Source organism: Pseudomonas sp. KH_021 (genome assembly GCF_057838865.1).
The window spans coordinates 26,716-48,085 of record NZ_CM174477.1 but is presented as its reverse complement, the minus strand read 5'-3'; the positions used below and the strand labels follow the sequence as shown (position 1 = coordinate 48,085).

The 21,370-nt window shown below is 58.5% G+C and carries 25 protein-coding genes and 1 pseudogene; 12 read left to right on the top strand and 14 right to left on the bottom strand.

All coding sequences use genetic code 11. The features are described 5' to 3' along the window. Window positions 1-11: 11 nt before the first annotated feature. Window positions 12-1,094 carry a hypothetical protein gene (locus AC3IX4_RS00250; RefSeq protein ID WP_489258711.1) on the top strand — a complete coding sequence of 361 codons (1,083 nt, stop codon included), beginning with the start codon at window positions 12-14 and terminating at the stop codon, window positions 1,092-1,094. Window positions 1,095-1,163: 69 nt separating this feature from the next. On the opposite strand, the gene AC3IX4_RS00245 is transcribed toward AC3IX4_RS00250, so the two are convergent. Further along, on the bottom strand, window positions 1,164-1,883 hold the full coding sequence (locus AC3IX4_RS00245) for a carbonic anhydrase (protein WP_489258710.1): 720 nt from the start codon (window positions 1,881-1,883) through the stop codon (window positions 1,164-1,166). 230 nt (window positions 1,884-2,113) lie between these two features. Next, window positions 2,114-2,404: pseudogene (locus AC3IX4_RS00240) on the bottom strand (PA0069 family radical SAM protein); the annotation flags it as partial. A 307-nt stretch (window positions 2,405-2,711) separates the two neighbouring features. Here AC3IX4_RS00240 and AC3IX4_RS00235 point away from each other — a divergent pair. Further along, window positions 2,712-3,749, top strand: a complete 1,038-nt coding sequence (locus AC3IX4_RS00235; protein WP_489258709.1) for an ABC transporter substrate-binding protein — start codon at window positions 2,712-2,714, stop codon at window positions 3,747-3,749. Window positions 3,750-4,329: 580 nt separating this feature from the next. Here AC3IX4_RS00235 and AC3IX4_RS00230 read toward each other — a convergent pair. The 3 genes from AC3IX4_RS00230 to AC3IX4_RS00220 form a co-directional block, all read right to left on the bottom strand. After that, window positions 4,330-4,518, bottom strand: coding sequence for a DUF1289 domain-containing protein (locus tag AC3IX4_RS00230; protein ID WP_489258708.1), 189 nt, complete (start codon window positions 4,516-4,518; stop codon window positions 4,330-4,332). A gap of 223 nt (window positions 4,519-4,741) precedes the next feature. Then, complete coding sequence (locus tag AC3IX4_RS00225) at window positions 4,742-5,719, bottom strand: IS5 family transposase (protein ID WP_489256167.1); 978 nt, start codon at window positions 5,717-5,719, stop codon at window positions 4,742-4,744. Between the two features lie 141 nt (window positions 5,720-5,860). After that, on the bottom strand, window positions 5,861-6,721 hold the full coding sequence (locus AC3IX4_RS00220; RefSeq protein ID WP_489258707.1) for a LysR family transcriptional regulator: 861 nt from the start codon (window positions 6,719-6,721) through the stop codon (window positions 5,861-5,863). A gap of 751 nt (window positions 6,722-7,472) precedes the next feature. Between AC3IX4_RS00220 and AC3IX4_RS00215 the strand changes: the two genes are divergently transcribed. Further along, window positions 7,473-7,682, top strand: a complete 210-nt coding sequence (locus tag AC3IX4_RS00215) for a hypothetical protein (RefSeq protein WP_150755544.1) — start codon at window positions 7,473-7,475, stop codon at window positions 7,680-7,682. Window positions 7,683-8,290: 608 nt separating this feature from the next. Here the strand turns inward: AC3IX4_RS00215 and AC3IX4_RS00210 are convergent. Both AC3IX4_RS00210 and prlC read right to left on the bottom strand, forming a co-directional pair. Continuing rightward, complete coding sequence (locus AC3IX4_RS00210) at window positions 8,291-8,569, bottom strand: YheV family putative zinc ribbon protein (protein ID WP_489258706.1); 279 nt, start codon at window positions 8,567-8,569, stop codon at window positions 8,291-8,293. After that, the gene (gene prlC / locus AC3IX4_RS00205; RefSeq protein ID WP_489258705.1) at window positions 8,566-10,617 is read right to left on the bottom strand and encodes an oligopeptidase A; all 2,052 of its coding nucleotides are present in this window, start codon (window positions 10,615-10,617) and stop codon (window positions 8,566-8,568) included. Before prlC ends, AC3IX4_RS00210 begins: the two co-directional genes overlap by 4 nt. A 101-nt stretch (window positions 10,618-10,718) precedes the next feature. Between prlC and AC3IX4_RS00200 the strand changes: the two genes are divergently transcribed. Both AC3IX4_RS00200 and AC3IX4_RS00195 read left to right on the top strand, forming a co-directional pair. Next, on the top strand, window positions 10,719-11,267 hold the full coding sequence (locus tag AC3IX4_RS00200; RefSeq protein WP_489258704.1) for a gamma carbonic anhydrase family protein: 549 nt from the start codon (window positions 10,719-10,721) through the stop codon (window positions 11,265-11,267). A 30-nt stretch (window positions 11,268-11,297) separates the two neighbouring features. Next, complete coding sequence (locus tag AC3IX4_RS00195) at window positions 11,298-11,951, top strand: HAD family hydrolase (protein WP_489258703.1); 654 nt, start codon at window positions 11,298-11,300, stop codon at window positions 11,949-11,951. Between the two features lie 2 nt (window positions 11,952-11,953). Here AC3IX4_RS00195 and AC3IX4_RS00190 read toward each other — a convergent pair whose 3' ends face one another. Next, entirely contained in the window at window positions 11,954-13,084 is a 1,131-nt protein-coding gene (locus AC3IX4_RS00190; protein ID WP_489258702.1) for an aminopeptidase, read from the bottom strand. Between the two features lie 69 nt (window positions 13,085-13,153). Here AC3IX4_RS00190 and AC3IX4_RS00185 point away from each other — a divergent pair, with 69 nt between their 5' ends. Then, the gene (locus AC3IX4_RS00185) at window positions 13,154-13,567 is read left to right on the top strand and encodes a PA0061/PA0062 family lipoprotein (protein ID WP_489258701.1); all 414 of its coding nucleotides are present in this window, start codon (window positions 13,154-13,156) and stop codon (window positions 13,565-13,567) included. A 52-nt stretch (window positions 13,568-13,619) separates the two neighbouring features. Then, window positions 13,620-14,024 carry a PA0061/PA0062 family lipoprotein gene (locus AC3IX4_RS00180; RefSeq protein ID WP_489258700.1) on the top strand — a complete coding sequence of 135 codons (405 nt, stop codon included), beginning with the start codon at window positions 13,620-13,622 and terminating at the stop codon, window positions 14,022-14,024. 1 nt (window position 14,025) lies between these two features. Here the strand turns inward: AC3IX4_RS00180 and AC3IX4_RS00175 are convergent, their stop codons facing one another. Then, window positions 14,026-14,259, bottom strand: coding sequence for a DUF1161 domain-containing protein (locus AC3IX4_RS00175; protein ID WP_489258699.1), 234 nt, complete (start codon window positions 14,257-14,259; stop codon window positions 14,026-14,028). Window positions 14,260-14,363: 104 nt separating this feature from the next. Continuing rightward, on the bottom strand, window positions 14,364-14,792 hold the full coding sequence (locus tag AC3IX4_RS00170) for an OsmC family protein (RefSeq protein ID WP_489258698.1): 429 nt from the start codon (window positions 14,790-14,792) through the stop codon (window positions 14,364-14,366). Between the two features lie 205 nt (window positions 14,793-14,997). Between AC3IX4_RS00170 and AC3IX4_RS00165 the strand changes: the two genes are divergently transcribed. Continuing rightward, window positions 14,998-15,999: an LLM class flavin-dependent oxidoreductase gene (locus AC3IX4_RS00165; protein WP_489258697.1), complete on the top strand. Its 1,002-nt coding sequence runs from the start codon at window positions 14,998-15,000 to the stop codon at window positions 15,997-15,999. A 101-nt stretch (window positions 16,000-16,100) separates the two neighbouring features. Here AC3IX4_RS00165 and AC3IX4_RS00160 read toward each other — a convergent pair whose 3' ends face one another. Together AC3IX4_RS00160 and AC3IX4_RS00155 are read right to left on the bottom strand one after the other, a co-directional pair. Beyond that, entirely contained in the window at window positions 16,101-16,328 is a 228-nt protein-coding gene (locus tag AC3IX4_RS00160) for a DUF1161 domain-containing protein (RefSeq protein WP_489258696.1), read from the bottom strand. A 55-nt stretch (window positions 16,329-16,383) separates the two neighbouring features. Then, window positions 16,384-16,599: a dodecin gene (locus AC3IX4_RS00155; protein WP_489258695.1), complete on the bottom strand. Its 216-nt coding sequence runs from the start codon at window positions 16,597-16,599 to the stop codon at window positions 16,384-16,386. A 156-nt stretch (window positions 16,600-16,755) separates the two neighbouring features. Between AC3IX4_RS00155 and AC3IX4_RS00150 the strand changes: the two genes are divergently transcribed. Continuing rightward, window positions 16,756-17,082 carry an ElaB/YgaM/YqjD family protein gene (locus AC3IX4_RS00150; RefSeq protein ID WP_489258694.1) on the top strand — a complete coding sequence of 109 codons (327 nt, stop codon included), beginning with the start codon at window positions 16,756-16,758 and terminating at the stop codon, window positions 17,080-17,082. A gap of 1 nt (window position 17,083) precedes the next feature. On the opposite strand, the gene AC3IX4_RS00145 is transcribed toward AC3IX4_RS00150, so the two are convergent. Then, the gene (locus tag AC3IX4_RS00145; protein WP_489258693.1) at window positions 17,084-17,980 is read right to left on the bottom strand and encodes a LysR family transcriptional regulator; all 897 of its coding nucleotides are present in this window, start codon (window positions 17,978-17,980) and stop codon (window positions 17,084-17,086) included. A 111-nt stretch (window positions 17,981-18,091) separates the two neighbouring features. Between AC3IX4_RS00145 and trpB the strand changes: the two genes are divergently transcribed. Then, a complete protein-coding gene (trpB, locus tag AC3IX4_RS00140; protein WP_489258692.1) occupies window positions 18,092-19,318 on the top strand; it encodes a tryptophan synthase subunit beta in 1,227 nt (408 codons plus the stop codon). Next, window positions 19,315-20,121 (top strand): tryptophan synthase subunit alpha, encoded by an 807-nt coding sequence (gene trpA / locus AC3IX4_RS00135; protein ID WP_489258691.1) that lies wholly within the window; start codon window positions 19,315-19,317, stop codon window positions 20,119-20,121. Before trpB ends, trpA begins: the two co-directional genes overlap by 4 nt. A gap of 178 nt (window positions 20,122-20,299) precedes the next feature. Here the strand turns inward: trpA and AC3IX4_RS00130 are convergent, their stop codons facing one another. Continuing rightward, a complete protein-coding gene (locus AC3IX4_RS00130) occupies window positions 20,300-20,632 on the bottom strand; it encodes a DOPA 4,5-dioxygenase family protein (RefSeq protein ID WP_489258690.1) in 333 nt (110 codons plus the stop codon). Window positions 20,633-20,702: 70 nt separating this feature from the next. On the opposite strand from AC3IX4_RS00130, the gene AC3IX4_RS00125 reads away from it, so the two are divergent. Next, entirely contained in the window at window positions 20,703-21,320 is a 618-nt protein-coding gene (locus tag AC3IX4_RS00125; protein WP_489258689.1) for an NAD(P)-dependent oxidoreductase, read from the top strand. The last annotated feature ends 50 nt before the right edge of the window (window positions 21,321-21,370 follow it).

The following is a 21,370-nucleotide window of genomic DNA, read 5'->3' as shown; positions in this document are numbered from 1 at the left end:
AGGAGTTGAGCATGAGCATCAAATGGAACCGTATTTACACCGACCTGCTACGTGGTAGCCAGTCTACTCTGTGGGGTAACTGGGCTTTGAATGGCCACATCCAGCCTGGCGCGGTTGGGATGGTCGATGCGAGCAGCGGGAATTTCACGCCGGTGAATCAAATGCTGCCCGGTGCAAAGACCAGCGCTGTCCATCAGGACCGGAAGTGGAAGCTCAGCTCGGAGCACGTGGTGCGTCGCGAATTGAAAAGCTCATTCGCAGGCACGCTGACCGACCCCACCACAGGGCTTGAAATCAAGCCAGATGCCGAGATCGAGTGGGCATTCAACAAGAAGGAGTCGATCATTTCCGAGTTCGCCATCAGCGGCGAAGAACGCCTCGGCGACCTGACCGAAATCCAGCGCCAGTACGCTTGGCTCTATGAGCAGGCACAACACATGGGGATGGCCAGCGACGGTGCCATCTCTCAAGGCTTTGGTGTCGTTACCCATGTGATTTACGCGAGCAGCGGCATCAATGCCGGCTCCAAGGTGAACGGGGCAAAGTTCTCCATGATTGGTCGGGCCAGCGCATTGAGCACCCTGCTGGGTGAAAAAAACGCCAACATCAAGGCCGATACCAACTTCTTGTTGAGTCGTGAACAGTCCTCCGTCGAAACCCACACCTTGCCCGCCGAAAGCGGCATGCCCGCTATTCGGCCAATGCCAGTGGCCTACGGCTTCGCCTCCTTTGCTGGACGGTTGCTGATCCCACACTGGGTGGCGAAACTGGGTGCCTTGAAGCTGCATATCGACAGCAAAGCCACCTCGATGACCACCTATTCAACGAAAGTCAGGGTCAGTTACAACACACCCGGTGGTCGCGTCGAAAGAGTGGCCACCGTCGTCGGGGGCAGCAGTGCCAGCTTCAACGATATTCCACTGCATGCAACGCAACTGCGGGTGGAGGCCGAGTTCATCAACATCGGCGACAACCAGATCAGCGTGCGAGAGTGGAATTCGCCGCTGGCACAATGGACCGGTGGCAATCGCACCATCCATCTCAAGGGCACCTGGCCGGGCACGCCTCAGATGAGTGTGGTGGAAGAAGACTGACCGGCGCAGGGCGTCGCAGGACCGGTCGAAAAATCGTACCTGGGACGCCCTTCAGCATCGGTTCAATTGTTAAAAACGCCCTTTGGGCGTCGCATTGGGGATTGGATGAATACCATCCAAGGGCAGGAAGCAGTCCTGCTCGAGATCGTAAGCCCGGATTTCACTGGTTTCGATGCTGTAGACCCAGCCGTGAATGAACAGCTGGCCGCTGGCCATACGCGAAGCCACCGAGGGGTGGGTGCGCAGGTGCTGCAGTTGGGCGATGACGTTTTCTTCGGTCAGCACTTGCATGCTTTCCTGTTCGGTGGCGCAATTGCAGTTTTCTTCCACCATGATCTTGGCCACTTCGGCATGACGCAGCCAGGCTTTGACGGTCGGCATTTTTTCCAGGCTTTCGGGGTTAAGCACCGCGCGCATGGCACCGCAGTCCGAATGGCCACAGACGATGATGTGTTGCACACCCAAGGCCAGGGTCGCGTATTCGATGGCCGTCGAAACACCACCGTTATTTTGCCCGTAAGGCGGCACCACGTTGCCGACGTTGCGCGTGACAAACAGATCGCCAGGCGAACTATTGGTAATCAGCTCAGGGACGATGCGCGAGTCTGCACAGGTGATGAACATCGCCCGAGGGGTCTGGGCGGTGGCGAGCTTTTTGAACAGTTCTTCCTGTTGCGGGAAGACTTCTTTATGGAAGTGCAAAAAGCCGTCAACGATGTGTTTAAGGGCGACGTCTGCGCTCTCGGCCTCAGGGGCCGTGGCAGTCGGAGAGGGGTCCTTATCCGGCATGGTTCATTCTCTTTGACGGTTTGAATTATGTTTTCCATCTTACCGGGTTAATGGTTCCTACGGCGCATGACGTTAGAATGACATTAGCGAGAATAGTGACCAATGAGTCATATGCGACCGAATCCAACGGCTTAAAACTGAACGGGAAGGCTCTAGGACAGGGTTTCGACCATCAGACTGGAATCAAAACGCTATAAAAAAACTTCACCCCACACCACCTTTTGTCGCGTTCACAATAACGACATCTGCCCACCCGGCGGGCAAAACGCGCTGCAATCCAAGTCATAGCCTTCACGGCGATTGAGCCCCAGACGTTTGATCGCCTTACCAAAGCGCTGCGCCAGCAAGTCGGCAAACACGCCTTCACCTCGCATTCGTACACCAAAGCGGCTGTCGTAAAGTTCACCTCCAAGGCTTTGCCGAACCAGGCTCAAGACATGCTTGGCGCGCTGCGGGTAATGGGTGTGAAGCCACTCCCCGAACAATGGGGCGACTTCCAATGGCAAGCGCAGCAGCATGTAGGAGCAGAGCTTGCTCGCGATGGCTGCCGTAAGTGTCAACCCATTTCAGGGCGAGACAGTTTAGTAAATTCCAATCCAAGAATTAGAAAAGTAGTCTTTTACCGTCTTTACCCCCATGACACCTTACACGGCAAGAAAAAGGACACTAGGAGAACACACCCTTCGTTGCTAGCCCTGCTGGTGGCCCGTGCGGCCTGCTCTGCAGCGAATGGAACGAGAACCGGACGTCTCTCGCCTGGGAAGGCCAAGTTGATCCCGGTTTCTCGAGTGATTTGCAATCACCCTTGAACAGTAGGAGATAACAATAATGATCAAAACTCTGAAATTCGCAGCTCTGGCAACGGGGCTGGTCACTGCCAGCCACGGCCTCGCGGCCGACCTCACCATCGTCTCCTTCGGTGGCGCTAACAAGGAGGCCCAGGTAAAGGCCTTCTACCAGCCCTGGCAGCAGGCCAGTGGCAGCAAGATCATTTCCGGCGAGTACAACGGCGAAATGGCCAAGGTCAAAGCCATGGTCGACACCCGCAGCGTCTCTTGGGATGCGGTGGAGGTGGAGTCCGCCGAGCTTGCCCGTGGCTGCGATGAAGGCATGTTCGAGACGCTGGACCCGGCCCAGATCGGCCTCGATACCAAGGACTTCGTCCCCGGCGCCATCCAGCCGTGCGGCATAGGTTTCCTCGTCTACTCGACGGTACTGGCCTATAACGCCAAAAAATTGAAGGAAGCGCCCACCGGCTGGAAGGACTTCTGGGATGTCGAGAGATTCCCGGGCAAGCGCGGCCTGCGCAAACTGGCCAAGTCGACCCTGGAGTTCGCCCTGATCGCCGATGGGGTAGAGCCCGGGGAGCTCTACTCGGTGCTGGCCACCAAGGCCGGTCAGGACCGCGCCTTCGCCAAGCTGGACCAGATCAAGCCGTACATCCAGTGGTGGGAGGCCGGCGCCCAGCCGCCTCAGTACCTCGCGGCAGGGGACGTGGTGATGAGCTCGGTCTATAACGGCCGTCTCTCGGCCGAGCAGAAGAAAAGATATGACCTGGAAATCGTCTGGTCAGGCGGTCTCTATGAGTTCGACTCCTGGGCCATCCCGCGAGGCGCCTCACGGCAGGAAAAGACCCGCGAGTTCATTGCTTTCTCGCTCGATCCCGTGCAACAGAAGAGCTTCTCCGAGCACATCGACTACGGCGCCGCCAACCTGCGTGCCATGAACCTGCTCGATAAGGCCCGCATCAGCGAACTACCCACCGCGCCGGCGAACCTCGCCCAGCAAGTGCCGGTGGATGCCCTCTTCTGGGCGGACCATGGCGAACAACTGGAACAACGCTTCAACGCCTGGGCCTCGCGCTAACTACCTGAACGGCCAGCCATGGGGTGTACACCCCATGGCTGTCAGCCGCTGCCGAGGCACGGGCCAAAGTTGGCGTGTCTCAAAATGCATTGTTTAGTCCTGAAGTAGGTTTACACCTACCCGATAACTGTAGCGGCTCGCGTTTGAAAACAGCCGGGCTCGCAATCAACGCGATTTCCAGCTCAGATTAACTGCGACTAACAACGCACTCGGGCTCACATTCGCTGCGAGCGAGCTTGCATTCCATGGCTATGGGCTCACGCTTTCTGCAACTGAACATCACTTCCTCAAGCAGTCCAACAAACCAGGGGTTGTTGGGGTCATGCCGAGATAAGAGGAAAACTCACTCATTTGGTCTGCATCTACTTATCGGAATTGAAAATTCCAGAGGCGCCCGCAGCTTGCGTACTGACCGTTTACGCAGCACCAAGTATCGATGGTTGACCCACCTGGGTGAAAGCTTATCGCCCCTCATACACCGCGATTATCGACCAGTAGTCACTGCAAACCAACGCTGCTGCCTAGATCGAAGCTCGCGGTGCATCGTGCGTTTGGACATCCGCAAAAAACAGCATCCAAGCTACTTGGAAATCGCTTCTCGTTGCAATTTGGCTAACCGCTTTGGACGCTCGTTGATTACCTGATGACGGCGATGGTCCGTCATTTTTTTCCAGCCACGAATTTCCTCTAAGGTGCGCAAGCAACCTACGCAAAGGGTAGTTTTGCCATCGAACTTACAGACTTCGGTGCAAGGGGATTTGAGAGCCATTGCTCAGACCGCCTACCAAGATCGCACCGGTCATCGCCAGTGAGCGCGTTTTTACGCACTCTCGGCCGATACAGTTAGGGAGACGCTGAACAAATCACCGATTCATACCGAGCCCCATTTTCAAACCGGTTTTTTCGCCCTACCGGTCTTATTCCACGTTTCTGGGGCCGATTTCAGGCCCCATTTTGCTAATTAGCGGGCCAACCCCGCCTTTCAGACGGATTTATCCCGCCATGCGCTGGAAATACCGCTTGGCCAGCATCAGATTGGCCAACCCGAACAGACTAAACAACTGCGCGGTGTTCTTTTCCAGCCCGCGGTAACGCACCTTGCGATGATTGAAGCGCACTTTGATCACTTGGAACGGATGCTCTACCTTGGCACGCAGTTGCGCCTTGGCGTATTCGATCTTGCGCTTGGCCCTGTACAGCACGCTGTCTTTGCCGTGATGCTGGTAGCTGCTTGGCCGTGCTGCAATCGACCAGATAACGTCCCGTTCAGCATGCTCCGCTCGCTTGTCCGCACCGGTGTATCCAGCATCTCCCGAGACATAGGTTTCGGCACCGTGTAGCAGCTTGTCGACCTGGGTGACATCGGCCACGTTGGCCGCCGTCCCCACCAGGCTGTGCACCAGCCCCGACGTGGCGTCGACGCCAACGTGGGCCTTCATCCCAAAGTGCCACTGATTGCCTTTTTTGGCCTGATGCATCTCAGGGTCGCGCTTGCCTTCTCGGTTCTTGACCGAGGGCGGTGCGGCGATCAGGGTGGCATCGACAATGGTGCCTTCCTTGAGCAACAGACCACGATTGGCCAGATGCTGGTTGATCGTTTCAAACAGCACCCGTGTCAGCTGATGGGTTTCCAGCAAGCGGCGAAAACGCAGCAAGGTAGTGGCGTCCGGTGCCGACTCGCGGCCCAGGTCAATGCCCATAAATCCACGAATGGCCTGGCTGTCGTAAACAGCATCTTCGGTACCTTCATCGGAGAAACCGAAACACTGCTGCACGACATACATGCGCAGCATGCGCGACAACCCAATCGCGGGGCGCCCGCGCCTGCCTGTGGTGTCGCCGTAAAACGGCGCCACCTGCGCCTCCAATTGCGCCCAGGGCACCAACTGCTCGATATCAGTCAGGAAACGATCGCGGCGAGTTCGCTTTTTCTTGCCGGCGTATTCGAGTTCGGAGAAGGTCTTCTGCATGTCGGGTAACGAGGCTCACGAAGAGGATGGCTGGCTGAAGGTGTGCAGTGTGCCAAGGGTCGGGGGCGGTTGGCTATTTATGCAGCGTCTCCTTAGTAAACCGAATGGCAGAGCATCTGCCCAGGTCCTGGCGATATCGTGTTACGCACTCTGACGCACAATCTCTGCCGTGACCTCACGCACTATCCGCAGGACAAGCCCCACCGCCTCAGCCTGCGGATCTACCGGATAAACCACATAGGCAGGCAACAGAAAATCTGGGGCGCCAGGGTGCCGGTGCAGTCGTCCTGCGGTCAGCTCATTCTTGACCAGTCGCAGTGGGAAATACCCGGAGCCGCCGTAGGCCAGAATGTGGTTCAGGCCCAGCCAGCCGATATTGGCGCTCAACCCTGGGCCTAGGAAGTCGGGGAAGGCTGCACTGTGCTTGCTGGCGAATTCCGGGCCCCAGTCGATATACACATAGTTCTCACCAGGTGGGTTGGGGGTGTCGTCGCTGGTGGTCACGTAGACCAGTCGCTCTTCGAGCAGCGGTTCAACCACCAGCCCCGGCCGGCTTTGCGGCGTATACATCACACCGATGTTGGTGCGCCCCTCGACCAGCCCCTGTATGAGTTCATCTTCGAAGGCCATCTCGGCCCGTATTGCGATGTCTGGTACCGCACTGCGGATTCGCGGCAGGCAGACAAACAGCAGGTTCTCCCAGAGCCCGAAACGTCCGCCGATGGTCACGGAAGCCCGAAAGCCCATGGCCACGCCTATGTCGTGGCGGGCACGCTCCACGGTACGCACGAGCGTGGTCGCGTAGGGTTGAAAGGAGCGACCAGCGGGGGTCAGAGCCGTGCCGGCCTTATTGCGCACGAATAGGCTGCAGCCAAGTTGCTCCTCCAGTGCGGCGATTCTGGCACTGACGGTTGATTGCGTGACGAACAGCCGCGACGCGGCATTGCGGAAGTTTCCCGCGGCGATGACCGTCAGAAACGTTCGGGCAAGTTCAGTATCCATGAGCTGTTATCCGTCCAGTCGGTCGTCAGGTAGAAGCATCATCTGCCCATGCAGCGTCTCTTGCGACGTCGATAACAGCCCCACCGCTTGACCAACCAACTGCCAGAAACGTTGGAGGCGTTCTGGGCTTTTGTCGAGCGTCTTGCGGTGCCAGCGCTGGAGCTCAGTTTACTGGTTGGCTCGCGGCAAGACCTGTGGTGAGGTACGGAGCCGGGCGTGGCAGCCGTCTTGAGCTAGGGAAGACCCTATACGAGCGTTTAGTCAGCGCGACCGTCAGCCGCCAAATGAATCGATGTTACCGATACTATCTGCCATTATTTATCGTTATTCAAATGCATGAAGACGGCGTAACGTCGGGAGTGACATCCCGAATAACCCCCTGCCGAGGTGGTCAAAATGCATCTGTTGGGCTCAGAGGATCGACAATCACTACGCAGTATCGCGTTTGTGCTGATGAGCCTCCTGTTGGTCGTTGGCCTATTGCTCGTTGTCGCGGAGGCTGCCGGCTGACAAGGGGTTATGCCGAGATAAGGGGCAAACTCACTCATTTGGCCTGCAATTACTTGTCGGGATTGAAAATTCCTAAGACAACGCGATAGGCGTGCGCAGATTGTCAGAGGCGGACAGCCATTTAGGAGGGCTTGAGGTGGATTGCACGCAAGCCTTTATAGAACAACCGCTTGCGAAGAAAATGACCTGATTTTCCTTTATCTCGGCATAACCCCTTCCTCACACAAAGGAGGATCAAGCCATGCGAACCAACGACCTCATCCCTTCCCTGATCTTTAAGCTCAACGAAAACCAGCTCGCAATCGCCGAGGCCGTCGAGGAGCTCTCCAATTGGATTGAGCAGATACATGGGCCGGCCGATGGATCTATCAAAATACGTAATTCTCTAACCAAGCTCGACGACAACCTGGAGTTCATCACGCGCGGGGTTGCTGAACTGATGAACGATTGAGGTGGCCTGGCCTCGCTTCAGAAGAAGCTCGCGTTACTCGATGAGTTGTTTTTTCTGCATTCCGCCCTAGCAAGGACGGCGATCGCCAGTGTCGACGCTGATCGATCGACCAAGATCTACTTGCGGACTCTATTTCATTTCAAGCTGAAGCAGCTCGTATCAGTTCTTTCGCAGGACGACCCGACCTTTTCGGGGCGGTGCAAGCAGCACACAGACTCCTATACATCCTTTCTTGAAAGCGGAGGTGATGCTATTGGTCTCACGTCAATCTTTCTCTCTCAACTGTATCGAGATCCATCCAAGGGGTTAAACCTGACCGAAAGCATGAGTCTTCTGCCAATACTCTTGGCCACCCAGAAGCTAATCAATGACGTGGCCGCCTCAATGAATGTGGTGCCGTCATCACGATGAACGGCTGCTACCCGAGTCAGCTTAGCGTACGATTTTCTCCGAGTTCTGCGGGCTCCCCTGCGAGCGTTGTGCGGCAAAACGATTGTGTAGGTTGCTGGCAGTGCCGCGACCACGGATGGGCGGGGGCAGGTGCATGACGGGCTCCAGATACTGTATTTACATACAGTATCTGGGTGGCCCTACAATTTCCAGCCCCGTCAGTCGTTCGGCTTTTTCAGCTTCGGATTGGGAAAAAACTGCACCGTCTGCACTTTTACGCTTTCTGGCTTTTTCACGGCTACGTTGACCCGGGTCCCCAATTCCTTCGGAATCGACAGACCTTGCTCATTGAGCGTATCGCTGTAGTCACAGGCCACGCACTCTCGATGGGGGACGCCATCCACGCTCCACATCTTGAGCTTGTCGGGCTCGCTGCACGCCGGGCAGACGGCCCCGGCGATAAAGCGCTTTTTCGTTATCACGGGCGCATCACTCATGCTGCCGTATCCTCACTCAAACCACTGTGACGCAAGAGTGCGTCAATTGACGGCTCACGTCCGCGAAAATCGACGAACAGCAACATCGGCTCCTGGGAGCCACCACGGGCCAGGATGGCTTCACGGAAGGCCCGACCCGTTTCGGCGTTAAGCACGCCTTCTTCCTCGAAGCGCGAGAAGGCATCGGCCGACAATACTTCAGCCCACTTGTAGCTGTAGTAACCAGCTGCGTAGCCACCGGCAAAGATGTGCGCAAAGCTGTTGGGGAAGCGGTTATAGGCTGGCGGGCGCATCACCGACACTTCATCGCGAACACCTTCCAGCACTTCCAGGACGCTGCGGCCATCACCGTGGCTGGCATGCATCTCGAAATCGAACAGCGAAAACTCCAGCTGGCGCACCATCATCAGGCCAGACTGGAAGTTTTTCGCTGCGAGCATTTTTTCCAGCAGGTCCTGAGGCAATGGCTCACCGGATTCATAGTGACCGGAAATCAGCGCCAGGCCTTCAGGCTCCCAGCACCAGTTCTCCATGAACTGGCTTGGCAACTCGACCGCATCCCACGCCACGCCGTTGATACCGGAAACGCCAGCATGCTCGATGCGGGTCAACAGATGGTGCAGGCCATGGCCAAACTCGTGGAACAGCGTGGTCACTTCATCGTGCGTCAGCAGGGCAGGCTTGCCAGCCACCGCTGGGGTGAAGTTGCAGACCAGGTTGGCCACCGGGTTTTGCAACGAGCCTTCGTCGGTGCGGCGACGGTCGCGCGCACCGTCCATCCAGGCTCCGCCACGCTTGTTGGCGCGGGCATACAGGTCGAAGAAGAAGCGCCCGACATGCTGGCCGTTTTCGGTGATTTCAAACAGGCGGACATCGGGGTGCCACGTGTCGAAGCCCTTTTGCTCGGCGATTTCGATGCCGTACAAGCGTTGCACAATGGCAAACAGGCCGCTGAGTACCTTGTCGATCGGGAAGTAGGCGCGCAGGGTTTCCTGGGAAACGCTATAGCGCTGCTCACGCAGTTTTTCACCAAAGAACCCGCTGTCCCAACTCTGCAAGTCCGGGCAGCCCTGCTCAGCGGCGTAGGCCTTGAGCTGAGCCAGGTCCTGCACGGCGAACGGCTTGCTGCGCTTGGCCAGATCGCGCAGAAAATTCAATACCTGATCGCTGGACTCGGCCATTTTGGTGGCCAGGCTCAGCTCGGCGAAATTCGCATAGCCCAGCAGTGTGGCCAGCTCCTGGCGCAAGTCGAGGATTTCGCACATCACCGGGCTATTGTCGAATTGGCCAGCGTTGGGGCCTTGGTCGGAGGCGCGGGTGCAATAGGCTGCGTAGACTTCTTCACGCAGGGCACGGTCTTGCGCGTAGGTCATGACCGCATAGTAACTTGGGAATTCCAGGCTGATCAGCCAGCCTTCCAGGCCCTTGGCCTGCGCCGCGGCGGCCATTTGTGCCTTGGCCGAATCGGTCAGGCCAGCCAAAGTGGCCTCGTCAGTGACGTGCTTGGTCCAGGCCTGGGTTGCATCGAGCAATTGGTTGGAGAAGCGGCTGCCCAGTTCAGACAGCTTGCTCTGCACCTCGGCATAGCGCTTTTGCTGATCTTGTGGCAAGTCGATGCCGGACAGGCGGAAGTCGCGCAGGGCGTGTTCGAGAATGGTTTTTTGCGCCACATCGAAGCCGGCCGCTTCAGGGCTGTTGATCAGCGCCTCATAGGCCTGGAACAGCTCACGGTTCTGGCCAAGCTCGGTGGAGTAGGCGCTGAGCGCTGGCAGGCAGGCTTCATAGGCGTCGCGCAGTTCTGCGCTGTTACACACCGCATTCAGGTGGCTGACCGGGCTCCAGGCAGCGCCGAGGCGGTCATTAAGCTCGTCCATCGCCAGCACCAGACCGGCCCAGGTCGGCTGCTGGCCCTGGCACTTGAGAATATCGGCAATCGCAACACGGTTGTCGGCCAGGATCTGTTCAATCGCCGGCTGCACATGCTCGGCACGGATCGCCGAGAAAGGAGGCAGGTCATAAGACTGCAGTAGCGGGTTGGTCGCACTCACGGTTAAACACCTTGGCTGAAGAAACACCAGCCCATCTTAATTACAATCGGGGCTGACCGCAGCAATCAGACCCACTATCAATGTCAGAGAAGGAATCGATCATGGCCATTCGCACCTTTGAGCAACACACACCGCGCCTGGGTGAGCGGGCCTTTGTCGACCGCTCGGCGGTGGTCATCGGCGACGTCGAGATCGGTGCCGATAGTTCGGTCTGGCCACTGACCGTCATTCGTGGCGACATGCACCGCATCCGCATCGGCGAGCGCACCAGCGTGCAGGACGCCAGCGTGCTGCACATCACCCACGCCGGCCCGTTCAACCCTGAGGGTTTCCCGCTGCTGATCGGCGATGACGTGACCATTGGCCACAAGGTGATGCTTCACGGCTGTACCCTGGGCAATCGAATCCTGGTGGGCATGGGCAGCACTATCATGGATGGCGCCGTGGTCGAGGACGAAGTGATTATCGGCGCCGGTAGCCTGGTACCGCCGGGCAAGCGCCTGCAGAGTGGCTTTCTGTATGTCGGAAGCCCCGTCAAGCAAGCCCGGGCCCTCACCGAGAAGGAGCGTGCCTTCTTCCCGTACAGCGCTGCCAACTACGTCAAGCTCAAGGACCGTCACCTGAGCGAAGGCTACGACCGTGCCGAATAAGTTATCCACCGCTCGCCTTTTGGAATCACCATGCATTATCAAAATATTCTGTTCGACCTCGACGGCACCCTGACTGACCCGCGCGAAGGCATCACCCGTTCGATCCAGTACGCACTGAGCAAATTGGGTATCGAGGAGCCCGACCTGACCAAGCTTGAGCACTTCATCGGCCCGCCCTTGTTGCAGGCGTTCATGCAGTTCTACGGCTTTGACGAGGCCAAGGCGTGGGAGGCGGTGAACCATTATCGCGAGCGCTTCAAGGTCACCGGCCTTTATGAAAACGAAGTGTTCGAAGGGGTTATCGAGCTGCTCGAAACCTTGGAGCAGCAGGGCCGCCACCTATACATTGCGACCTCCAAACCCTGGGAATTCGCTCGAGAAATCGCCCGTCATTTCGATTTTGCCAAGCACTTCAAGGTGATCTACGGCAGCGAGCTGGACGGTACCCGCACCAACAAGGTCGAACTGCTCCAACACCTGCTCGCCGAAGAAGGCCTGGACCCTTCGACCACGCTGATGATCGGTGATCGTAAACATGACCTGATCGGTGCCCAGCGCAATGGCCTGGACGTGGTTGCAGTGGGTTATGGCTTCGGCAGCTTTGAAGAGCTGACGGCCGAGCAACCCACCTACCACTTCGACACCCTGGCCCAGTTGCACCAGGCATTCTTGCCTCGGGGGTAGATTCAGGCCGCGTAGGAGCAGGGTTTACCCGCGATGAAATCACCGCGATGCACCAGACAAGCCATCAGTACCCGTGTGCGCTGATCCGGCGGCAGTCGGCCCCAGCGCTCCACGGCCTGGTAAAACGCAGACCAGTCGCCATTCACTTGCCTGAACAGCGCGGCGAAGGCCGGTACCCATTGATCGTAGAGCCCAAAGGGCAGCAGCTTGGCGTTGTTGAGCGGTGAATAGACCCACGCATCGAAACGACCTACACCGCCCCACTCAGTATCCCGCAGCACGCGATAATCATGGCGCAGGCGCTCGAATTCGGCGCGTTTGGCGGCACGCATCGCATCGCTGGACAGCGGTTGGGCATACACGACTTGCAGGCGCTTGCGAGTGTCCAGCACTAGCGCCACAAATTGGTCGCGCTGGCGCGAAGTGTCTTTACTCAAGGGCGGCAACCCTCGAACAGCACGCCATTGACGCGTACCTTCCTGCTCCACGAAGGTGGCGAATGACTCGTTGAAGGCGGTGTCATCCTTCACGTAGAAGCGCTGGTGCGCCAATTCATGAAAAATCAGGGTTGCCAGGCGCTCATCTCCCCAATTGAGCATCGAGCTGATGATCGGGTCGTCGAACCAGCCCAGCGTCGAATAAGCCTCGACGCCACCGATGTACACGTCCATGCCGGCCTGCTTCTGCAAGGCAGCCGCCCCTCGCGCCCCGCTCTGGCTGTAATAGCCGCGATAGGCCACGCAGCCGGCTATCGGAAAGCAATGGGTGTTGGGCTCCAGGGAGAATTCGGGGGTGGCGAACACATTCCACACCACATAAGGACGACCGATATCGGCATACAGGCGGTAACTGCGATTGTCGGGAAGCTTCAAGTGGCTGCTGGCAAAGGCTCTGGCCTGCAGGGAGCGGGTCAAATGCTCGCGCAGGCGGGCATCTCGTGCGGGATCTTCGATGACCTGCGCGACAGGCACGCGGGCCTTCAACAGATCCCATTGGCCCCCGGCCAACTGACTATAGTAACGAAGGTCGGCACAACCGTTCAGCAGCAAAGCCAGCAACAGCGGAACCAATCGGTGTAAATAGCGGCCGAGTGACCTAAGGTTTGAGCACACCCAAAAAAATAGTCGAATCATCGCGTCGTTCAGATCCCGCTCAAATTTCACACCCGATTCAAGACTATCTTGCTTGCCAGGAGTATTGCCATGCGTGCGATGTTGATTGTCTGTGGTGTTGTTGCCTTGAGCGGTTGCGCAGGCTTGCCCAACCCCGACCCGAATCAGGCCTGGGTGGATCTTGAACCCGACCCAGACACCACCTTGCACGCCCTGGAAGTGGATGATCGGGCCTGGGTCGATACGCGTTATTTCGAAGTGCAGCCCGGCAGCCACGAGCTGACCGTGCGTTATCAGTTCCCGGTTCAACCCACCAATATCGGCCCTGTCAGTGAACCGCTGTGGCGCGACTGCCAACTGAACGTGAAGTACAAGGATTTCAATGCCGGCCAGCGCTATCAGCTGGAAACCGGCGCCATCGGCTTCAGGCCCTGGGCCAAGCTCTATGACGAACAGCGCAAGGTGGTAGGCCAGGGCAAACCGGCTGGCTGCCAGCGCGCCTGATCGGCCCAGTGGCGTTATGCTAGGGGTCTGATGATGCGCGACGGAGGTGCGTATGCGCCAGCTCCTGATCCTGCCTGCACTGAGCCTGCTCAGTGCTTGCGCCAGCCCCTTGCCGCCAGTTGACCCGCAGAAAGCCTGGGTCGATATGTTCACCTATACCGGCAAGCTGGTGATGGCCGAGCGCCTCGACAAGCAGCGCCTCAGGGACGGGCGCTACTTTCAGGTCACACCCGGTTCACATGAGCTGGTCGTGCGTTTTGACTTCGATGTCTACGGCGGCGCGTTCAACAATGACCCTATCGAGCGCACCTGCTATCTGACCGTTCGCTACGACAACTTTGAGGCCGGTCAACGCTATCGCCTGGAAGGTCGCGAGATCGCCATGCAGCCCAGTGCCCGACTCTACAATGCAGCCGGCCAGATCATCGCTGAAGATCGCGCCACCACCTGCCTGTGAATCAGCGATCGTTTTTCTGATAGATGATCTTCTTGGTGCCACCGTCACAGCTGCCCACGACCATGTTCTGGTCGCGGACTTCGCTGTTGGGGACGATTTCCAGCGTGTAGGACGTGACGCCCCGCACCTGGATCTTGGCTTCGATTTCAGCCTTGAGTTCTTCACAGGGCTTGGGCGCTGCGATTGCCTGAGTGGCGAGCAGGGAAGCGAGCAAGGCGAGTGCGATGCGGGTCATGGTGGGAGTCCTCAGTGCGGCAAAAAGCCAGCCGACACCCTATTCGACCCTGATGCACCGGGACAAGTTCGCGCTGCAGCGGCACATCGCCGCTGCACGGGCGTTCAGCCGACCAGCGTGGCGTCCAGGCTAATGCTGGCGCCTTTCAACACCTTGGAAACCGGGCAGCCAGCCTTGGCCTTTTCGGCCAATTCCTTGAACTGTGCCTCGCTGGCGCCCGGCACCTTGGCCTTGAGGATCAGATGCACCGCCGTGATGGCAAAACCATCCGGTTGTTTGTCCAGCGTCACTTCGGCAATGGTGTCAATGCGATCGGCAGTCAAGCCTGCCTCACCCAGTATCATCGACAGTGCCATCGAGAAACAGCCGGCATGCGCCGCGCCGATCAGCTCTTCCGGGTTGGTGCCGGGTTGCCCTTCGAAACGGGTGTTAAAGCCATAGGGATTATTTTTCAAAGCGCCGCTTTCAGTCGAAAGTTGACCTTTGCCATCCTTCAATCCGCCTTGCCAGACGGCTGATGCTGTCTTTTTCATAATGCCTCCATAGGGTCTCAACGCGACGGGTTCGCGTGCTGCCTAAGGTTCAGAGGCTTGGGGCACGAGCAAGTTCAGAGCAATCGTCTATGGCCCATTGAATCTCGCGCATTTGCCCATACAGAGGTAGGAAGGGCAGGTTGGGGCAGGTAGCTTTTTTAGCTTGCGCGCCTGCGAAAAATTGCCCAGGAGACTTATCCGGCTGATGAAAACGCTCGCTGATATCAAGATATCCACACTCGACCTGGTTCCGGTACGTGAAGACAAAGGCCCTGCCCAAGCCTTGCGCAATTCGCTGGACCTGGCCCAACACGTCGAGAAATTCGGCTACAACCGCTTCTGGGTGGCCGAACACCACAACATGGACGGTATCGCCAGCTCAGCCACCTCAGTACTGCTGGGTTACCTGGCCAGCGGCACCTCCAGCATCAAGCTGGGATCGGGCGGCGTGATGCTGCCCAACCATGCTCCGCTGGTCATCGCTGAACAGTTCGGCACCCTCGCCAGCCTTTATCCGGGCCGTATCGAACTGGGCTTGGGCCGCGCACCGGGCTCTGACCAGATGACCGCTCGCGCCTTGCGCCGTGAGCGCTCCGGCAGCGCCGACGACTTCCCCGATGATGTGATCGAGCTGATGAATTACCTCGGCCCACGCACGCCCGATCAAAAAGTGATCGCCGTGCCAGGGCATGGCACTAATGTGCCCATCTGGTTGCTAGGCTCAAGCCTGTTCAGCGCCCAATTGGCCGGTCAACTGGGCTTGCCCTACGCCTTCGCCTCGCATTTTGCACCGCGCTACCTGCATGAGGCGATTCGCGTCTATCGCAACCACTTCCAGCCATCGGCCGTACTCGACAAGCCATATGTGATGTTGGGGGTACCTGTGGTTGCAGCCGATACCGACGAGCAAGCCGATTACCTGGCGACTTCGGTCTATCAACGGATTCTGGCGCTGATGCGTGGCCAGAGCCTGATGCAGCGGCCACCGGTCAAGAGCATGGAAGGCTTGTGGTTGAATCATGAGAAGGAAGCGGTGGGCAGTTTCCTGGGGCTGGCCATGGTCGGTGGCCCAGCCAAGATCCGCGCCAAACTTGAGGTGTTGATCGAGCAGACTCAGGCGGATGAGTTGATCTTTACCTGTGACTTGTACGAGCACGCCGATCGATTACGGTCTTATGAGTTGTTGGCCAAGACTGTTTTGGGTTAGTCAGGCTGGCCTCATCGCGAGCAAGCTCTGCTCCTACAACCGCGGTGTTTCATTCGCGGCTGTAGGAGCCGAGCTTGCTCGCGATACAGGCAACGCGGTCCTTAACCGCCGCGCTTATACACAATCTCTTTGCTACCTCCTTCACAAGTTCCAACCACTTTCCCACCCGCAGCACTTCCCTTGTCAACGATCTCCAGCGAATAACCGCTCACGCCCTTGGCGTCCAGTTTCGCCGCGATTTCAGCCTTGAGCTCTTCGCAGGGTTTACCCGCTGCGAACACAGACCCTGCGAGCATCAACAAACCTGCTGCCAATAAAACCTGCTTCATCGGTCACTTTCCCTGGTTTGATTTAACAAAAAGGCTTTGCTTCAACTGTCAGCTGTCAGCTGTCAGCGATGCGAAAGCCCACCTTCAACGTCACCTGGAAATGCGCTGCCTTGCCGTTGCGGATGTGTCCGCGGGTGTCCACGACTTCGAACCATTCCAGGTGTTTGATGCTCTTTTCAGCCTCAGCCAGCGCATTGTTGATCGCATCTTCAATGCTGGTTGGGGACGAGCCGACGAGTTCAACCTTCTTGTACGTGTGATGGTCAGTCATGGTGCTCTCCTTGAGGTAGTGGCTATTGAGCCTAGCAGCGATCTCGCCGTTTTATCTGAGTGGGCGATTGACCGGTAAAAGTTCAGATCGACTGCACTTTCACCCTTGGCCGTAGTCCGAACCTAGACAGTCACTCACCCCTGCAGGAGAGCCACCATGGCCAACACGTCGTTACGTAAAGCCTCGTTGCAAAGCATGGAAGCGGAGATCGAAAGTCTGCTCAAATCGCTGGAAAGCCTGAAGGAAGACGCTTCTGGAGAGTCGCTGAAAACCCTCAAATCGCTCAAGACCAACGCTGAAAACGCGCTCAAGCATTCGCGTCATCTGCTCAGCGATGTGTACGAAGATGTCAAAGTGAAAACCCGCGAAACCGGTCTTGCCACCCGGGACTATGCCAAGGACCACCCTTGGACTACAGCGGGGGTTGCCGTCGGTGCGCTGGGACTGTTGGCTGCGTACTTGTTGTGCAGCCGGTCGGAATAAATCAATTCGCCTGACGCAGTAGCTCAGCCTTGAGCCACTGCGCCAGCTGCTCGGCGCGCCCGTCAGCGCCTCGCTTGGGCACCCACAGCGCCAGTACCGCTTCGGTATCGCAAAACCCCCATGGCGCCGCCAGCCGACCTGCGCGTACATCGTCCGCCACCAAGGGCTGCGGAGCGATGGCAACCCCCAGCCCAGCCACTGCCGCCTCCAGCAAATAATACAAATGCTCGAAATCCTGGCCGTAACTCAAGGCCTGCGCATCGATGCCGTTCTGCCGGGCCCAGATTGGCCAGGCCTGCGGACGTGAGGTGGTGTGCAATAAGCTCTCGGCCAACAACGCCTGGGCAGGGGCCTGCTGCAAGGCTGCAAAACGAGTGAAGTGCGGACTGAGTACGGGCCCGATCCGTTCCCGAGCCAGAACATGCACCTGCATGTCCGCAGGCCATGGCGGCTCGGCGAAGACCAGCAAGGCATCCAGCCCGGGCCTGCGCGGGTCCAAGTCACCTTCACCGGCCGATAAATGCAGGCGCAGGTCGGGCAGGTCGGCTTTCAGGCGGCCCAGGCGAGGAATGAACCAACGCGCCAATAGGCTCCCGGAGCAGCCGAGTACGAAGGGTGCATCGGCACTGCCTTGGCTGAGTTCGGCACACACCTCACGCAAGCGCTCGAAGGCCTCGCTGCTGGCATCGCGCAGACGAAGGCCTGCATCTGTGAGTTTAAGGCCGCGTCCTTCCTTGACGAACAAGGCCACTCCCAGGTGCTCTTCCAGTACCTTCAACTGCCGGCTGACGGCGCCATGGGTCACATGCAGCTGCTCGGCCGCCTGACTGACGCTGTTCAAGCGGGCCGTTGCTTCAAAAGCACGCAAGGCATTGAGGGGAGGCAGGTCGCGGCTCATGGATAGTTGAGTTTTCCTGACAGGTTGCGGCGATCTTATCGGTTTTCAGATGCCGATGTCGTGGGTAAAGTAGGCCCATTGTCAGCCCATTCCTTTTGCCTGGAGCGTCCCATGACCCAGACCAACTTTCGCAGTGGCCCCGATGCCAACGGCCTGTTTGGCGCATTCGGCGGCCGCTACGTGGCCGAAACCCTGATGCCGCTGGTGCTTGACCTGGCCCGCGAATACGAAGCCGCCAAGGCCGACCCAGAATTTCTCGAGCAACTGGCCTACTTCCAGCGCGACTACATTGGCCGCCCGAACCCACTGTACTTCGCTGAACGCCTGACCGAACACTGCGGCGGCGCGAAGATTTTCTTCAAGCGTGAAGAACTGAACCACACCGGCGCGCACAAGGTGAACAACTGCATCGGCCAGGTGCTGTTGGCCAAGCGCATGGGCAAAAAACGCCTGATCGCTGAAACCGGCGCTGGCATGCACGGCGTCGCCACCGCCACCGTGGCCGCGCGTTTCGGCCTGCCTTGCGTGATCTACATGGGCGCGACCGACATTGATCGCCAGCAGGCAAACGTGTTCCGCATGAAGCTGTTGGGCGCTGAAATCGTGCCGGTCACTGCCGGTACCGGCACCCTGAAAGACGCCATGAACGAAGCGCTGCGCGACTGGGTCACCAATGTCGACGACACCTTCTACCTGATCGGCACCGTTGCCGGCCCGCACCCGTATCCGGCCATGGTTCGTGACTTCCAGTCGATCATCGGCAAAGAAACCCGCGAGCAGTTGCAGGAAAAAGAAGGGCGCCTGCCCGACAGCCTGGTGGCCTGCGTGGGCGGTGGCTCGAACGCCATGGGCCTGTTCCACCCGTTCCTGGATGACGCCAGCGTGCAGATCATCGGCGTTGAAGCCGGTGGCCACGGTGTTCACACCGACAAGCACGCCGCCAGCCTGAACGGCGGTGTACCTGGCGTGTTGCACGGCAACCGCACTTACCTGCTGCAAGATGAAGACGGCCAGATCACCGACGCCCATTCGATCTCGGCAGGCCTGGACTACCCCGGTATTGGCCCAGAGCACGCCTTTCTGCACGAAGTGAAGCGCGTCGAGTACGTCAGCATCACCGACGACGAAGCCCTGGCGGCGTTCCACACCACCTGCCGCCTGGAAGGCATCATCCCTGCGCTGGAAACGTCCCACGCCCTGGCCGAAGCGATCAAGCGTGCGCCGAACCTGCCCAAGGATCACCTGATGGTGGTGTGCCTTTCCGGCCGGGGTGACAAAGACATGCAAACCGTAATGAGCCATATGGCCGCCGCTGAACAACAGGAGAAGCAGGCATGAGCCGTCTTGAACAACGTTTCGCTGAGCTCAAGGCCGAAGGCCGTGCTGCCCTGGTGACCTTCGTCACCGCTGGCGACCCAGGTTATGACGCCTCCCTGGCTATCCTCAAGGGCCTGCCCGCTGCGGGTGCCGATGTGATCGAGCTGGGCATGCCCTTCACCGATCCAATGGCCGATGGCGTAGCCATTCAACTGGCCACCCTGCGTGCGCTGGCGGCTGGGCAAACCCTGCTCAAAACCTTGCAGATGGTGCGCGAGTTCCGTGTGGATAACACCACTACGCCCATCGTGCTGATGGGCTACTACAACCCGATTCATCGCTTTGGTGTAGACGCTTTCGTGGCCCAGGCCAAGGAAGCCGGTGTCGATGGTTTGATCATCGTCGACCTGCCCCCTGAGCATGATAGCGAGCTGGCCACCCCGGCCCAGGCTGCCGGCATCGACTTTATCCGCCTGACCACCCCAACCACCGACGACGTGCGTCTGCCGCGCGTATTGGAACGCAGCTCCGGCTTCGTCTACTACGTTTCGGTCGCGGGCGTGACCGGTGCAGGCTCTGCTACCACCGAGCACGTCAGCGGTGCGATCGAACGCCTGCGCCGCCACACCGATCTGCCGATCAGCGTCGGCTTCGGTATTCGTACCCCCGAGCAGGCTGCAGCCATTGCTCGGCTGGCCGATGGCGTGGTGGTGGGTTCGGCCCTGGTCGAAAAGATTGCCCACGCGGCTAGCGATGATCTGGCGGTAGACGATGTGCTGCAGCTATGCTCGGCACTGGCCCAGGGCGTGCGTAACGCCCGCTGAATTCACGCTAAACCTAATGTGGGAGCAGGCTTGCCGGAGTGCCGGACAACTGCGAATGAAAACACCGCGGTTTTCCAGACATTGCGCGTTATCGTTCATTCGCTGTGGTCCGGCATTCCGGCAAAGCCAGCTCCCACATCAATCAAAAGCCCATAGAATTTATGGTGTCATTCGCAGGTTAACCGCCAAATATTGAAAGATCCAACGGCCGCACCGCGCCCATCCAGATCGCATGATCGCGGTGATCGGCCAGCTCATCGCCTGTCAACGGGTGCATGAAAATCACCAGCCCATTGCGATTCAACGCAAGCCACGGCAACACCACACCGACCAGCTCCGGCGCAAAGGCCAACTGGCAGCTCCAGTCCGGGTGCGGCCCTACCGGCTTCTGATGCACCCGCCCCATCTGTACATCAAACAGCCGTGCAGCTTCCTCACAGAGTGCCCTGGCCTGATCGATGGTGGTGGCGTCAAAATACACGTGGGCGTGATAGCCCTTGATTCTTTGCACGTTTGTCCCCGAACCCTTGTTGCAGCCCTGAGGTCAAATCCAAGGCCTTCTGAACACAAGGAGCCCCGCCATGAAGAATGCCGAAACTCCAGTCGTTAAACTGCTGATTTTTGGCGCTGCAAGCAGCCTGGGTGCCGCGTTGATGGCCGAGTTCCTGCAGCGCCAGCACGAGGTGATCGTGATTCTTGATGACCTCAACGCCTTTGCCCCACGACCGGGCCTGCATGCCAAGACCGGTGGCCTGGCTAATGCCGAACAGGTGCTGCAAAGCGTCGCCGGCAGTTCGGCCGTGCTGTGCCTGTTGGGCGCTGTAGCACCCAATGACCGAAGCGCGCAGGTACACATCACACAGGCGCTGGTTGATGGCTTGCAACGGGCCAATATACGCCGCCTGATGCTGATCGGCGATTTTGCCGTGCTTGATTCGGCCAGCCCCGAGCAAAGCGAACAATTGGAAAAAGTCGAGCATATCGTAGACTTGCTACAACGCAGCCACTTGCAGTGGACACTAGTCAATGCACCACACAGCGTGGCAGGCCTGACCATCGAGCATTTTCACTCGATCAGCGACAGTCTCGAACCCGGCGTGAAAGCGTCTGTACGAACCCTGTCCAGGGTGGCAGCCGGGATTGCCGATGAACTCTCGCTCAACCTGCACTTGGGCGAACATATCAATTTCGTCACCTAAGCTTCTCTGGGCACTGGACGGCGTGCACGCCAAGCTGTGAAGGCATTGGT